The following is a 14,800-nucleotide window of genomic DNA, read 5'->3' on the forward strand; positions in this document are numbered from 1 at the left end:
ATAATACTATTCATTTATGCCTCTTTTAGTTCTAATTATTAATAAATCTAGTAAATAAAATATGGGATAGCGCATTAAATAATCTGCGACATCCCATATCTATTTTAATTTTTTATTTTTAATACTATTCTATACTTTAATCATTTTATATCATATTTTTTTACAATTTAAAATGATGATATTTTATGCAATTTGCTATAAGTTCCACCTAATTCAATTAATTCCTCATGAGAACCCTTTTCTATAATACCTTGCTTTCCAAGAACAACGATCTCATCAGCATTTTTAATTGTAGATAATCTATGCGCAACAACAATAGTAGTTCTACCTTTACATAATCTCTCTAATGATTCTTGAATTATCTTTTCAGTAACATTATCAAGTGCTGAGGTTGCTTCATCTAAAATAAGTATTGGCGGATTCTTTAAAAATACTCTTGCTATAGATATTCTTTGTTTTTGTCCACCTGATAGTTTAACTCCTCTTTCCCCTATATAAGTGTCATATCCATCCTCAAGACTTTCTATGAATTCATGTATATTAGCCATTTTAGCGGCATTTATAAGTTCCTCTTCTGTAGCATTTTCTTTACCATAAAGAATATTATCTCGTATAGTACCTGTAAATAAAAATACTTCCTGCTGTACAATTCCTATGTTTGATCTAAGTGAATCTAATTTAACATCATATATACTTTTACCATCTATTAATATATCCCCACTATCAACATCATAGAATCTTGGTATAAGGTTACAAAATGTTGTTTTTCCTCCACCTGATTCACCAACTAGTGCAAGCATTTCACCCTTTTTAATTCTTATAGATATATTTTCAAGTACATTTTTCCCTTCGTAACTGAAATTAACATCTTTAAATTCGATTTCACCTTCTACAGTATCAAGTTTTATTGCATTTGCTTTATCTTTCTCTTTATTTTCATCCATAATTTCCATATATCTTTGAAAACCAGTTATGCCATTTTGATATTGTTCCATAAAATTAATAAGCTTCTTAATAGGATCAATAAATGATTTTATAAAAAGCATATATGCCATAAAGTCTCCTACACTTATAAATCCTTTAAATGTAAATATTCCTCCACCTATAAGTCCTACATAATTTAATATATCAATTCCAAAATTAGCACCAGAAGAATATTCAGCCATAACCTTATATGCTTTTTCACGAGCTACTATAAATTTATTATTTCCTTCTTCAAACTTTTTTTGTTCTGATTTATGACTTACAAAAGCTTTTGATATTTTTATTCCCGAAATACTATTTTCTAAATTTGCATTTACTGCACCAGTTTCAACTTTACTATTTAAAAATGCTTTATTCATTCTTTTTCTTTGATATAAAGTAAACCACACAATTAAAGGAATAAATGCAAAAATAAGAAGTGTTAAAGGTAAATTGATTGTACTTAAAAATATGAATGACCCTGCAAGCATTATTATTGAAATAAATATATCTTCTGGACCATGATGTGCAAGTTCTGAAATATCCATAAGATCATTTATTATTCTCGACATAATGTCACCAGTTTTATTACTGTCAAAAAAACTATTAGGAAGCTTTTGAAGATGATTAAATATCTTACTTCTCATATCTCCCTGCATTCTAACGCCAACAACATGTCCCCAATATTGCATAAAATATCCACACGCTGCTTTTACTAAAAATATAATCAATAATGATATTGCAAAAACAACTATCATTCTTAAATTTTGATTAGGTATTGAATCATTTATAAGTTCTCTTGTCATCATCGGATATACTAAATCACACAATGCAGCTATAAATGCAACAAATAAATCCAATGTAAATAACATCTTATAAGGCTTATAAAATGATATAAACTTTTTTATCATTTGAGTTCTCCTTTTGGTATATTTTTCCTAAAGCTTGTATATAATTTAATATCTATCTTTATAATACAAATTAAATTATTTCATTCTTTAGTTACTTAATAATATCATATATATTTTTTTCAGTAAAATTAAATAGATTTTATTATTAATTGAATTCATATGATATTTTTAAATAATATACTAAATTCTTAGATTCTGTTAGGTTGTTATGAAAAAATAGCTTAACATTTCGTAGAATTACTCGCTCTTTGAAAATTATATAAGTTTGATTAATTTATTGCATGGCAAACAAGCTTGCAATAAATAGGATTTTTGCAGGTTAATCAAAGATATTGATTAACTAAATTAAGCAGCAACAAACCAAGAATGTTTAGATTTGCTATCGCTAGCGAAGCCGGCAACTTCAGCTGGAGTATGATTGTTTAATGATCCATGAGGTCTTATAAAGTTATAGTGAAAGATAAATACAGATATTAAGTTATTAGCTTTCTCGAATGAATTAAAGCCTTTTTTAGCTTTATACCAAGCTTTAAAAGTTTTATTGAAAGATTCTATAAGATTATTACTTGTATCACTGGACATTGGTGCTACAGGAATATGCTTAGTATTTGGCAAAACTTTAGCTACAGCTTGATTATATGAAGGCAATCTATCAGTAATGAAATTACTAGGTTCACCAAACTTTTTAGCTTGATTAATTAGAGTAAAAGCAGAATCTTCACTACGTGATTTCGTAAGATGAAATGCTAATATGAAGCGTGTTTCTGAGTCTATAGCAAGCCATAGATAATACTTTTCGCCATTTATAAATACAACAGTTTCATCAGCGTGCCAATCGTCAGATTGAAGATTTAACTGATCTTTAAAGGAATCAGCTTTCAGATTGAAGAATGGTGCAAATTTATGAGCCCAACTCGCTATGGTTACATGGGATACTTTTATATTTGCTGTTGTATGTAGGAAATGTGCAATAGCTCGTGTTGATGTATTATTTAAGAAATATAATGTCAATGCTGTAAGAATAATATGTAACGGAAAGCGCATTCCTTTCATAGAAAGGGAGCCGGTTAGCTTTTCACTAGATGCATCATCAATATTTAAATTATGATGATGTACAATTACATGATTACATTTTTTATTGCCACATTTATATCGATTATAGTGCTTATAAGAATGATGTAAGAATGTAGATTTACCACATTTAGGACACGTGGGGTATTTTGATTTCTTCGGCATGCTGACAGAGTCAGGAGCGAATTGGCGTTTGCAGTTCTTACATTGATATTTTTGGTTAGCCTGCTTATCCAAACCAAACTTATATAGTTGGTCAGAGTGACAGCGAGGACATTTTACTTTAGTTTTGTTCATTGTTCTTCTCTCCTTTTCTAGGGGGATAATTGGTTCTAGTCAAACTTATTATATTTTCTAGTGTTGAGAAGAGCAATGTTCATATAACTTAACAGAACGAATTCTTAAATAAGGTGGTGTATGTATGATTAAACATTTAAACATAATAAATATTATTTTTTCATTTATTTTATTATTTTTATTTTCTAATTTAATACTTAGTAGTAGTTCAGACACAACTAATATATTTTCTTTTTTATTTATATTCATTGGACTTTTTCAAGTATATATTGGGATAAAACTATTAAATTCAAAAAGAAAAATATTGAGTACAGCAACTTTTATGCTTAGCTTTTTCTTTCTTAGCCTGGTTGGTATAAAAATATATTTAAATATATAAAATCACTTACTTTTATTTAAATTTTACATTTAAAATCAAAATACTATTGAACGTGAAATAAATATATTACGTAATATCAAAGTTTAGTGGATAACACCGAAATTCAATATATGATATGCTTGATTGTATAAAAATTTTAGCTAAAACTTCTAAAGGCAGAGGCTGTGCCCAAAACCATTTGCTCCAAAAACAAGTTTTGGACAAATAATTTTGGAACAGCCTATATCTAAGAAGTTAAAAGCTTAAATTTCTTAATGCGATACTACGCCTATCATATATTGAATTTCTTTGTTTTGCTCTAAAATCATAGATGTCTAACTTTTTTTAGTTATAATTTATGTTTTTAGGAATATTACAAGTCTAAAAATATAGTTTTCAATCACTTGTAATAATTTAGGAAGCTACTTATAAAACACCGGTATCCACCAATAAATAAGCAAAGATCCGAATTGCAGCATAGCTGCTCTTCTTATAAGTGCACATTTGTAAGAATTTAAATTCATATATTTATAAAAATATATCTGGATACTCAGAGTTTATATGGAACAAAGAAATAAAGCATTTATGTTGGCGGTGTCTTGCATTGAAAAATGAAGCTTTAAAATTTTTCATCAATGATTGTTCCAAAATTGTTTGTCTAAAAACTTGCTTTTTGGAGCAAACATTTTTGGGCACAATCATTGATGGTTAAATTTTTAGCTTCATTTTTGTAGCAAGCGAGCCAACATAAATGCTTTATTTCGGTTGTTATCCACTAAACTTTGATTCTACGTCCTTTATTTATTTTCTGCAACCTAAGCTTCTTATATTACATTAAATTTATAATATTTTCTTTATTTCCAATAATATTTGCATCAAATTTCCCCTTTACTAGAGCAGGTTCTCCACCAAATACAAATATATTTCCTTGGAAATATATAGCCTCATCTAAATCATGAGTAACTACAATGACCATCCTTTTTCTGTTCTTTAGTATATTTTTAAATTCATCAATTATTATATATTTTAATTTATAGTCTAAAGATTTAAATGCTTCATCCATCAAAATTATTTTTGATGGTTTTCCAAAAGCCCTTGCTATATTTACTCTTTGTTTCATGCCTCCACTAAGTGCACTCGGATATTTGTTTTTCACTTCCTCGAGTCCAAGTAAATTTAATAATTCATCTATCTGGTCTTTTAGCTCATGTTTTTTATAATAGGATTTTAGTGTTAACTCTAAGTTTTCATATATAGTAAGATATTCTATTAATCTATCTTCCTGAAAGACATAACTTATATCACCATTATTAATTCCCACTACTTCTCCACCATCTATATCTGTCAATCCACTTATGATATTTAAAAAGGTACTCTTTCCGCAACCAGACTGTCCGACTATGCAATTTATTTTTTCATCATTAAGATCGAGATTAAAATCTTTAAAGACAATCTTGTTTCCAAAACTTTTATTTAAATTATTAACACTTATCTTCACTATCTTTTCCACCTATACACTCTTTTTCTTAATATTGAATTTATTAATTCAAAAATCAAAGATATTAAAACTATTATAATAATCCATGCAAATATTCCGCTTGTATTAAAATTAACCTTTTCTATTTGTATTTGTGATCCCATTCCATACTTTGGCTGTCCATGTACCTCACCAGCAATAACAACTTTAAATGCTAGAGAAAATGTAGATACAAATATACTCATAAGATAAAATTTAATCTTAGGCAAATATATCTTTTTTAATTTATCTATAAAACTCACTTCATAAATTTTAGTCATTTCTATAATATTTTTGTCTATCTCTTTAAAACTATTTCTTATTCCCTCATAAAGTATAGGCAGAACAATAGCAAATCCAACTATATATGGTGCTTTATCTTTATCAAACCAAACAAGTGCAAGTACTATTAAAACTAATGTAGGTATAGTTTTAAAAAATGAATTTATAGGATTTAATAAATAATAAAATAAGGGGCTTGCATATGACAATACCCCGAATATTACTGCTAGAACTAACGCTATTAAATAGCTTAACACAGTTCTATAAAATGTACTTAATATAATTCTTATAAATTCTTTATCTGAAACTATTTCTTTAGTAGAACTCAATATACTTTCAATCTTAGGTAAATAAATCTCGTTATTAATTGATGTAGCAATAAATTCCCATATCAATATAAATATTATACATGATAATAAATTATATATCTTATTTTTCCATGAAAATTGCTTCATCTGGCACTTTGCCTCCTATAGTTTTAGGATCAAATTCATTTAATTTTTCAAAATATGTTTCATATTCTTTATAGCTATCTTTTATTGATACATATTTAATATTTGATCTGTCTATAGCTTTAACTATAATAGGCTTCTTTGCAGAAACTCCAATTTCTTCACAATAAGATCCTAATGTATCTTTATCCTTATATACAAATTCTGTACTTTCATTTATCTTATTTAAAAGTGCTTTTACAAATTCATTGTCATTATCTATTAAATCTTTTTTTACTATAACAGTAGCCTGAGGATACCCATATTCTGAATTATTTATACTTTTCCATTCTTCATTTAAATCTAAAATAACTTTAAAGTTTTCATTCTTAGTTTGAACTGTTGATAAGGCTGGTTCTGGTATTACCGCATATTCTGCTTTTCCTGCCAAAATAATAGGTGCAAGTTCACTTACTCCATCAACGTAACTAAAATTAATATCATTATCTACATCAATTCCTTTATCTTTAAGAATTGCTCTTGCAGTTATGTCTGGTGTTAAGCCTTTTCCTATGTTATAAACTTCCTTACCTTTTAGATTTTCTAAAGTTGCTTCAGGATTAGTTGAGCCTAAATAAAAAGATCCCCATCCAGTAGTACCTGCTATCTTATACTCTCCATTTGTTTTATTATAGGCTGTTGCAGCAAGATTTGATGGCACTATAGCCACATCTGGCTCGCCTTTCATTACATTAGTAGCTAAACTTTCTGAACTTTGTTCTATTGTATATGTGACATCGTATCCTTTAACTATTTCTGGTTTTTCCCTTATCATCTTTGCAATTCCTATTGCTGGTAATCCATCTGGTACTGCAAATGTTATATTTTTAGGTTCTGATGCTTCTTCCACCTTTGACTGAGTATTATCATTATTAATGCTTGTACTATTTCCACACCCTATAAAAGTAAATAATGCTAAAATCATTGTTAAAACTAAACATATATTTTTTTTCATTTTATATACCTGCTTTCTTAAATTCACAATTTTTAAATACATATTCCTTAATTCAAAATTAAAAATATATATAAATATTAGTTTTTATCTCAATTATACATCTCCCCTATAGGTAATCTAAAGGGCATGCATCTTTAATTATGAATTTATGACTTATCTATACATATCAACAATCATGCCTTGTATTTCATCTATGGTTGCTGCAATGTTTATATTTTCTTTTTGATCACCTAATACAGCTTGTGTTAATTCTTCAAGCTTGCCATCAACAGTATCCACTGTTACAAAATATTGCGTCTGCCAAAAACTTATATCTTTTTTTGTTTCATACATATATTTTAATACAGATTCTAAGTACTCTTTTATCATTTTTTTATACATAACTACATCTACATATGTCTTAGTCAGTATAAGCTTGTTTCCTCTCTTTTTTATATCATCAACTAGCTTTTTTAATTGTTCTTCAGATTTACGTTGTCTTTCCTTATTAAAGCTTTGTGAAAAATCTTTCTTTTCTGAAACAGATTTTCTTTCCGGAGTAACAGATCCTCTTCTTACTCTACCAATTTCCATTGCAATCAATCCTTTCTCATTCTACCTTAAATTATATCAAAAAATAGCATTATTCTCTACTTAAATTATGTAATGTAATTGATAATATAAACTTACTAAGTAAGCTATTTTACAAATTATTTTTTCTTAACATATTTCTTTATTTTACATTATCTTATTAACAGTCTATAAACTCATTATTTCCCATGTATATATTTTTATATTTTTTCTAATATATATAGTATGTATAATAATATTTTATTGGAGGTATGAAAATATGTGGTTTAATAAATCTGTCGATGATATCTCAAAAGAATTAGACAGTAATTTAACTTCTGGTTTATCAACGGTAGAGGCAAAAAAAAGACTTGAAAAGTATGGTGAAAATAAGTTAAAATCCTCTACACAAAAAAGTATTCTTCAATTATTTTTTTCTCAAATTAATGATGTAATGATTTATATACTTATTATTGCAGCTATTATTTCTGCTTTTATGAAAGAATATAGTGATTCTGTTATTATTCTTATCGTTATTTTAATAAATGCAGTAATAGGTGTTGTTCAAGAATTTAAAGCAGAAAAATCATTAGAGGCATTGAAAAAATTGTCAACACCTAAAGCAATAGTAAAAAGAGATGGAACAGTTCAAGAGATTCCATCTGAAGAAGTCGTTCCTGGAGACATTGTTATTTTAGATGCTGGCCGCTATCTTCCTGCTGATTTAAGATTAATTGAAAGCGCTAACTTAAAAGTAGATGAATCAGCTTTTACTGGTGAATCAGTACCTGCTGAAAAAAACTCTGATATTATAGGTGCTACTGACAATGTTCCAATTGGAGATCAGTCTAACATGTGCTTCATGTCAACTTTAGTTACTTATGGACGTGGAAGTGGCATTGTTGTTGGTACAGCAATGAATACAGAAATAGGTAAAATTGCAGATATGCTTGATAAAGAAGAAGATAATACAACACCTCTTCAAAAAAGACTTGCCTCTCTTGGTAAAACTTTAGGAATTGGTGCTGTTATTATATGTGTAATAATTTTTATAATTTCAATGTTTCAAGGAAGAGATTTATTTGAAATGCTATTAACCTCAATTAGTTTAGCTGTTGCTGCTATTCCAGAAGGCCTTCCAGCTATTGTTGCTATCGTACTAGCACTTGGTGTTCAAAGAATGATAAAACAAAATTCTATAGTAAAAAAACTTCCTGCTGTAGAGACCTTAGGTTCTGTAAATATAATTTGCTCAGATAAAACAGGTACTTTAACTTTAAATTTAATGACAGTAAAAAAATGTTTTATAAATGATTCTTTAATTCAAATAGATAAATGTGATTTAAATAATGAAGATACTAAAACACTATTTGAAGGGATGATTCTTTGCAGTGATGCTACAATAAAAGATGGAAAAAAAGCTGGTGATCCAACAGAAATAGCTTTAATAGATGCTGGGCTTAAATTTAATTTATACGGTGAAGATCTTAATTCCGCTCATCAAAGAGTTGATGAAATTCCTTTTGATTCAGATAGAAAGCTCATGACAACAGTAAATAAATATGATAATAAATTTAAAGTATTTACTAAAGGTGCTATAGATAATTTACTTAAAATATCTACTAAAATTTTAATTAATAATGAAATAGTGGACCTTTCTGAAGATAAAAAGAAATATATACTCGATCAATCAAACTTAATGTCTGATGAAGCTTTAAGAGTTCTAGCTCTAGGTTTTAAAATAATTGATACTATGGATGTTAAATTAGATTCTCTTGAAAATGATTTAATTTTTGTTGGATTTATGGGTATGATAGACCCTCCACGTGAAGAAGTGAAACCATCAATAGAACTATGTAAAAAGGCAGGTATAACTCCTGTAATGATAACAGGTGATCATAAGAACACTGCATTTGCCATTGCGCATGAGCTTGGCATAGCAGATAAAATAGATGAATGTATGTCTGGATTTGAAATAGATAAATACAGTGATGAGGATTTTAAAAAAGTTGTAAGTAAATATAAGGTTTTTGCAAGAGTATCACCTGAAAACAAAGTTAAAATTGTTAAAGCTCATAAAGCAAATGGTAATATTGTTTCAATGACTGGTGATGGAGTAAATGATGCACCTTCTTTAAAAGCTGCTGATATTGGTGTTGCTATGGGCATAACAGGTACTGACGTTGCCAAAAGTGCTGCTGATATGATTTTAACTGATGATAATTTCACGACAATTGTTAACGCTGTTGAAGAAGGACGAAATATTTATACCAACATAAGAAAGTCTATAATTTTTCTTTTATCATGCAACCTTGGAGAAATTGTTGCTTTATTTATAGCTATTTTATTTAACATGAATGCACCACTTCTGCCTATTCATATTTTATGGGTAAATTTAATAACTGACAGTTTTCCTGCATTATCATTAGGAGTCGATCCTAGAGATCCTAGCGTAATGGATCAAAAACCAAGAAATCCAAAAGAATCGCTTTTTGCAAATCATATGGGCACTTACGCAATAATCAATGGTATCATAATAGGAGTATTAACTCTAATTGCATTTAATCTTGGAGAACATTTATATTCAAATTCTCTAATGCATGCTCAAACATTATCATTTGTTGTTTTAAGTTTTTCACAATTATTCTTTTCTTTATCAATGAGAAACAAAGAAAAGTCGTTATTTAAAGTTGGAATCTTTACAAATAAATACTTACTTTATTCCATTTTGCTTGGAATTCTAATACAATTATTAATAATAACCATTCCATTTTTATCTTCAGTCTTTAGTGCATATACTTTGACTTTAAGAGACTGGGCTTTGTGCATTGGCATTTCACTTATTCCTTTTGTACTTAATGAACTATTTAAGGTATTTAAATATTCAAATAAATAAATTTAAAGAAGCTGTTTTAAACTATAATTTTTGAAGCAGTTTCTTTTTTGATTATATGACCTTCTCTATAACTTTAACATTTATATCTTTTTGACTCATATATTTTATTATTCTTTCTATTATCTAATCTACACATGTTCCCATACATACAGTATAAGATTTTAGAAATAACTATAAAATAAAAATCTAAGTTCTATAATTTCAACTTTAAGCACAGTATAAGTTCTATAAATTTATACTATTTTTTTCTATGTTTTTTATAACTATTTATAAAGATTGCTTTTCCTTGGCAATCTTTATTGAATTATGTAAAGGTTTGTACTAAAATTTATTTATACAAAATTATTTTTTAGGAGGGATTGGGATGATCGTAAAATGTATAGATGATACTCTTTGTTCAACATTAACTTTAAATAAAGAATATATTGTTATTGAAGAAGCACCTGAATACTACGTAATCTTAGATAATAAAAATGAAGAAATAACTAGTAGAAAATCAAGATTCACAGTAGTTGAAGATGGTGATTTAACAAAGAAAGCTAAAGCTACAATTAATGAACTAAGTTATCAGCTAGATAATGATTTTAAAGATATTAAGCAATTCTCAATTAGAAAAAATTCTAAGGGAGAAATTAAAGAAATCTCTATAAAATTCAAATATGAATAAATTCTAAAGATTAAAGACCATCACTATATTTAGGATGGTCTTTAATCTTTTTAACTAACTTATTATAATAAAATATTTATATTATATTCTTCAAGCCATATATTCATTTGAACTAAATAAGCAATTAATTGAGGTCCTGTCATTAATTGACCATACCATGGTGATTTATAACTTTCTCCCTTTGTTCTTATAATTTCTCTTATTACCTCTTCATCAATAATTTCATGAATTGGGGAAGATTTTTTATCTAATATCTCAGTCATCATTTTGCATACTATATCTGTATATATTGGATTATGAGTTTTAGGATATGGACTCTTCTTTCTATATATAATATCTTCTGGAAGTATTCCTTCAAGTGCTGCTCTTAAAAGTCCTTTTTCTCTACCTTTATAAAGCTTAATATCATGTGGCATATTAAAAGTATAATTTACTAATCTTATATCTGCAAAAGGAACTCGTACTTCTAAGCTGTTATACATACTTACCCTGTCTTTACGATTTAAAAGATTTACCATAAACCATTTTAAATTTAAATATGACACTTCTTTGAGTCTATAATCTTTTTTAGTCTCATTATCTAAATGAGGTACCTCACTTAAAGATTTATCGTATTGTGCTTTTACCATTTCATCAATAGGCATTTCTTTTAATTTCTTACTTACTATTTCTTTTCTGCTATTAACAAATCTAGACCAAGGAAATGTATCTAAATAAAACATTTCATCTCTAGTAAACCATGGATATCCACCAAATATTTCATCAGCACATTCTCCTGAAAGTCCAACAACGAAATCGTTACGTATTTCTTTGCAAAATAAAAGTAATGATGAATCAATGTCAGCCATGCCAGGCAGATCTCTTGCACGTACTGCATCTCTTAAAGCAAATGCCAAATCTTTATGATTTAAAACAACTTTTTTGTGATCACTATTTATAAACTTAGCCATTTCCTCTGCATAAAATTCATCTGATGTTGGCTGAAATAATGATGATTTAAAATATTTATCATTGTCTTCATAATCTATAGAATAAGTTGTGAGCTTTTTACCTTTTTCTTTAAAACTATTAGCTGCTATAGCACTTATTGCTGATGAATCAAGCCCCCCTGATAAAAAGGTACAAAGAGGTACATCGCCAACTAATTGTCTTTGTATAGCATCTATTAATAATTGTCTTGTATGCTCAATTGCTTCTTCCGCATTTTCTTTAAATTCCTCAGCTTTGACAGTCCAATATTCCCATACTTTAATATTATTGTTTCTATCAACTAGAACACAGTTTGCTGGAGCTACTTCTTTTATATCCTTATATACAGCACTTCCTGGAATTGTTGCAGGGCCAAGTGCAAATATTTCTGTTAAGCCTTCAATATTTACTTCTCTCTTTATATTCGGATAAGCTAATATGGTTTTTATTTCTGACCCAAAAACTAAAGTATTATTGCAAATTGCATAAAATAATGGTTTTACTCCCATCTGATCTCTAACCAAGAAAACTTCTTGTTTAGCTTCATCAAAAACTGCAAAAGCAAATATTCCTATGAGTTTATTAACACAATCCTTTCCATAAGCAATATATGCAGTAAGCAAAACTTCTGTATCTGAATATGAGTTAAATGTAAATCCTTCTTTTATAAGATCTTTTCTTAAATCTTCAGTATTATATAATTCTCCATTATAAACTATTGTGAATTTTTTACCCTCTATAGTTTTAGTCATAGGCTGAATTCCACCTTCTGGATCTACAACTATTAATCTTCTATGTCCAAGTAAAACATTATTTGAGATATAAAATCCCTCAGTATCTGGACCTCTTCGCTCTAAAGTTTTCACCATTTTTTTTAGTATATTTATATTTTCTACTATGTTTGCCTTAAAATTAATTAATCCAGCAATACCACACATAAACTTCACCTCTATATAAATTCATATTATTAAAATATGATACTATATATATGTTGTGCAGAATTAATTGAAGTTCTATATTTAATTCCACTTTTTTATTATTTTCTTTATTTTTTTAAATCCCACTTCTCCAATATCAATTATTTCTGACGCAAATTCATACATAATATTTTTCCTATTCATTTTTCTCATATTTCTTTTTATTCTATCTATTTTAGTTATCTTTCTTATTTTCATATTTAGCACCAGCTTTCTCCTATAATAATAGTAGTATCTGTATTAATATTATTTTAATACTAAAATAATATTAATGATTTTTTCTATAAATTAATATGAATAAGTAATATTTAAAATATGAATACAAATTTACATAATTGCCATACTAATTATATGCAATATTCAAATGTTGAAAGAAGGTGTATTTCTTGAATGTATCATCTAGTTTTAAAGAAAATATTAAATTAATGCATTCAAATTTAGCTATTGATAAAAGCTATGATATAGTTGAAAGAATATTTAAAATTGGAGGCAAAGACACTGTTTTATACTATATAAATGGCTTCATAAAAGATGACATAATGGAAGAAATTTTGAAATCATTCATTAGTATCTCTGTTGATACTATGAATTCTTATAAGACAATAGAAGAATTTACAACACATCAAGTTCCACATGTTTCTGTTGAAAAACAAAGTGATTTAGAAAAAGTTATAGATGCACTTTTAACAGGCCAGACTATATTTTACGTGGATGGTTATAAATATTTTATAGTTCTAGACCTACGTACATATCCTGGCCATGATTCTTCAGAACCTGAAAAAGAAAAAACATTAAGAGGCTCTAGAGAGGCTTTTATAGAAAAGCTTGTATTTGATTCTGCTCTTCTAAGAAGACGTATACGGGATCCTAGATTAATTTTTGAAATGCATTCTATTGGTACAATTTCAAAAACTGATGTATGTGTCGCATACATAGATGGTGTAGCTGATGAAAAAATACATAAGATGATAGTTGACAGTCTTCAGAAGGTAGATATAAACGCCCTTACTGTTGGTGATCAAACATTAATTGATGTAATGTGCAGGCGTAACTGGTTTAATCCATTTCCAAAAGTACGTTATACTGAGAGACCTGATGTGGCAGCTGCTCATATAGTTGAAGGTAAGTTTGCTATAATCGTTGATAATTCCCCTAACGTATTAATACTTCCAACTGGCATTTTTGATTTTCTTCAAGATGCTAATGATTACTACTTTCCTTTATTTACAGGAAATTATTTAAGACTTATTAGAAACTTAATAATACTTGCAACAGTATTTGTAACTCCACTATATTTATTATTTATAAATGGAAATATTTCAGCGCCAGCATATTTAGACTTTCTAAAACCCAAGGATAGTTATTTTGTACCTATGAGTATACAATTTATTATACTTGAATTTGCTGTTGATGCTTTAAAACTGGCATCATTAAACACACCAAATGCTCTTGGAAGCTCTCTATCATTAATAGGTGGATTAATTATAGGTGAATATACTATAGATAGTGGATGGTTTACAAGTCAATCAATATTATATATGGCAATAGTTGCACTTGGTGGATTCTCTCAAACAAGTGTTGAAATGAACTACGCCTTTAAATTTATGCGTATGCTGCTTATAATATTATCTGCACTGTTTGGATTCTATGGATTTATTGGTGGATTAGTAATTATGTTTATAATCTTAGTTTCCACTAAAACAATAGCTGGAGACCATTACTTCTATCCTCTATATCCATTAAATCTTAAAGCGCTTAAAAATGTATTATTTAGAGCTAGAACTTCTAATAAAGTTCAATAAAATTTTATATTTTAATAATAAATTTAAGAGGTTATATCTAAATGAAATACTCATTATGATATAACCTCTTAAATTTATTATTATATACTTATTACG

Annotated in this window: 11 protein-coding genes; 3 read left to right on the plus strand and 8 right to left on the minus strand. The window is 27.8% G+C overall.

Features of this window, described 5'->3' with window-relative positions; translation table 11 throughout:
- Nucleotides 1-167: 167 nt before the first annotated feature.
- The 6 genes from BN2920_RS16480 to BN2920_RS16510 form a co-directional block, all read right to left on the minus strand.
- Nucleotides 168-1,874 (minus strand): ABC transporter ATP-binding protein, encoded by a 1,707-nt coding sequence (locus BN2920_RS16480; RefSeq protein WP_058296072.1) that lies wholly within the window; start codon nucleotides 1,872-1,874, stop codon nucleotides 168-170.
- 345 nt (nucleotides 1,875-2,219) lie between these two features.
- Nucleotides 2,220-3,242 carry an IS6 family transposase gene (locus BN2920_RS16485; RefSeq protein WP_058293044.1) on the minus strand — a complete coding sequence of 341 codons (1,023 nt, stop codon included), beginning with the start codon at nucleotides 3,240-3,242 and terminating at the stop codon, nucleotides 2,220-2,222.
- A 1,187-nt stretch (nucleotides 3,243-4,429) separates the two neighbouring features.
- Nucleotides 4,430-5,098 carry an ATP-binding cassette domain-containing protein gene (locus tag BN2920_RS16495; RefSeq protein WP_058296074.1) on the minus strand — a complete coding sequence of 223 codons (669 nt, stop codon included), beginning with the start codon at nucleotides 5,096-5,098 and terminating at the stop codon, nucleotides 4,430-4,432.
- The gene (locus tag BN2920_RS16500) at nucleotides 5,098-5,853 is read right to left on the minus strand and encodes an ABC transporter permease (RefSeq protein ID WP_058296075.1); all 756 of its coding nucleotides are present in this window, start codon (nucleotides 5,851-5,853) and stop codon (nucleotides 5,098-5,100) included. Before BN2920_RS16500 ends, BN2920_RS16495 begins: the two co-directional genes overlap by 1 nt.
- Nucleotides 5,828-6,844, minus strand: a complete 1,017-nt coding sequence (locus BN2920_RS16505) for an ABC transporter substrate-binding protein (RefSeq protein WP_058296076.1) — start codon at nucleotides 6,842-6,844, stop codon at nucleotides 5,828-5,830. The genes BN2920_RS16500 and BN2920_RS16505 overlap by 26 nt, the downstream gene beginning before the upstream one ends.
- 153 nt (nucleotides 6,845-6,997) lie before the next feature.
- Nucleotides 6,998-7,417, minus strand: coding sequence for a YaaR family protein (locus BN2920_RS16510; RefSeq protein WP_058296077.1), 420 nt, complete (start codon nucleotides 7,415-7,417; stop codon nucleotides 6,998-7,000).
- A 256-nt stretch (nucleotides 7,418-7,673) separates the two neighbouring features.
- Between BN2920_RS16510 and BN2920_RS16515 the strand changes: the two genes are divergently transcribed.
- Nucleotides 7,674-10,289: a calcium-translocating P-type ATPase, PMCA-type gene (locus BN2920_RS16515; RefSeq protein WP_058296078.1), complete on the plus strand. Its 2,616-nt coding sequence runs from the start codon at nucleotides 7,674-7,676 to the stop codon at nucleotides 10,287-10,289.
- 364 nt (nucleotides 10,290-10,653) lie between these two features.
- The gene (locus tag BN2920_RS16520) at nucleotides 10,654-10,956 is read left to right on the plus strand and encodes a hypothetical protein (protein ID WP_058296079.1); all 303 of its coding nucleotides are present in this window, start codon (nucleotides 10,654-10,656) and stop codon (nucleotides 10,954-10,956) included.
- A gap of 62 nt (nucleotides 10,957-11,018) precedes the next feature.
- Here the strand turns inward: BN2920_RS16520 and asnB are convergent, their stop codons facing one another.
- Together asnB and BN2920_RS21510 are read right to left on the minus strand one after the other, a co-directional pair.
- Nucleotides 11,019-12,863: an asparagine synthase (glutamine-hydrolyzing) gene (gene asnB, locus BN2920_RS16525; RefSeq protein WP_058296080.1), complete on the minus strand. Its 1,845-nt coding sequence runs from the start codon at nucleotides 12,861-12,863 to the stop codon at nucleotides 11,019-11,021.
- Nucleotides 12,864-12,944: 81 nt separating this feature from the next.
- Complete coding sequence (locus tag BN2920_RS21510; protein WP_172437926.1) at nucleotides 12,945-13,100, minus strand: hypothetical protein; 156 nt, start codon at nucleotides 13,098-13,100, stop codon at nucleotides 12,945-12,947.
- A gap of 188 nt (nucleotides 13,101-13,288) precedes the next feature.
- Here BN2920_RS21510 and BN2920_RS16530 point away from each other — a divergent pair, with 188 nt between their 5' ends.
- Complete coding sequence (locus BN2920_RS16530; RefSeq protein WP_058296081.1) at nucleotides 13,289-14,704, plus strand: spore germination protein; 1,416 nt, start codon at nucleotides 13,289-13,291, stop codon at nucleotides 14,702-14,704.
- Nucleotides 14,705-14,800: the final 96 nt, after the last annotated feature.

Origin of the sequence: Clostridium neonatale (genome assembly GCF_001458595.1) — a bacterium.
GTDB classification, from domain to species: domain Bacteria; phylum Bacillota; class Clostridia; order Clostridiales; family Clostridiaceae; genus Clostridium; species Clostridium neonatale.

What these genes read in the sequence shown, in the direction of transcription:
- BN2920_RS16480 (WP_058296072.1), bottom strand. Translation starts at nt 1,874, where the DNA reads ATGATAAAAAAGTTTATATCATTTTATAAGCCTTATAAGATGTTATTT.
- BN2920_RS16485 (WP_058293044.1), bottom strand. Translation starts at nt 3,242, where the DNA reads ATGAACAAAACTAAAGTAAAATGTCCTCGCTGTCACTCTGACCAACTA.
- BN2920_RS16500 (WP_058296075.1), bottom strand. Translation starts at nt 5,853, where the DNA reads ATGAAGCAATTTTCATGGAAAAATAAGATATATAATTTATTATCATGT.
- BN2920_RS16505 (WP_058296076.1), bottom strand. Translation starts at nt 6,844, where the DNA reads ATGAAAAAAAATATATGTTTAGTTTTAACAATGATTTTAGCATTATTT.
- BN2920_RS16510 (WP_058296077.1), bottom strand. Translation starts at nt 7,417, where the DNA reads ATGGAAATTGGTAGAGTAAGAAGAGGATCTGTTACTCCGGAAAGAAAA.
- BN2920_RS16515 (WP_058296078.1), top strand. Translation starts at nt 7,674, where the DNA reads ATGTGGTTTAATAAATCTGTCGATGATATCTCAAAAGAATTAGACAGT.
- BN2920_RS16520 (WP_058296079.1), top strand. Translation starts at nt 10,654, where the DNA reads ATGATCGTAAAATGTATAGATGATACTCTTTGTTCAACATTAACTTTA.
- asnB (WP_058296080.1), bottom strand. Translation starts at nt 12,863, where the DNA reads ATGTGTGGTATTGCTGGATTAATTAATTTTAAGGCAAACATAGTAGAA.
- BN2920_RS21510 (WP_172437926.1), bottom strand. Translation starts at nt 13,100, where the DNA reads ATGAAAATAAGAAAGATAACTAAAATAGATAGAATAAAAAGAAATATG.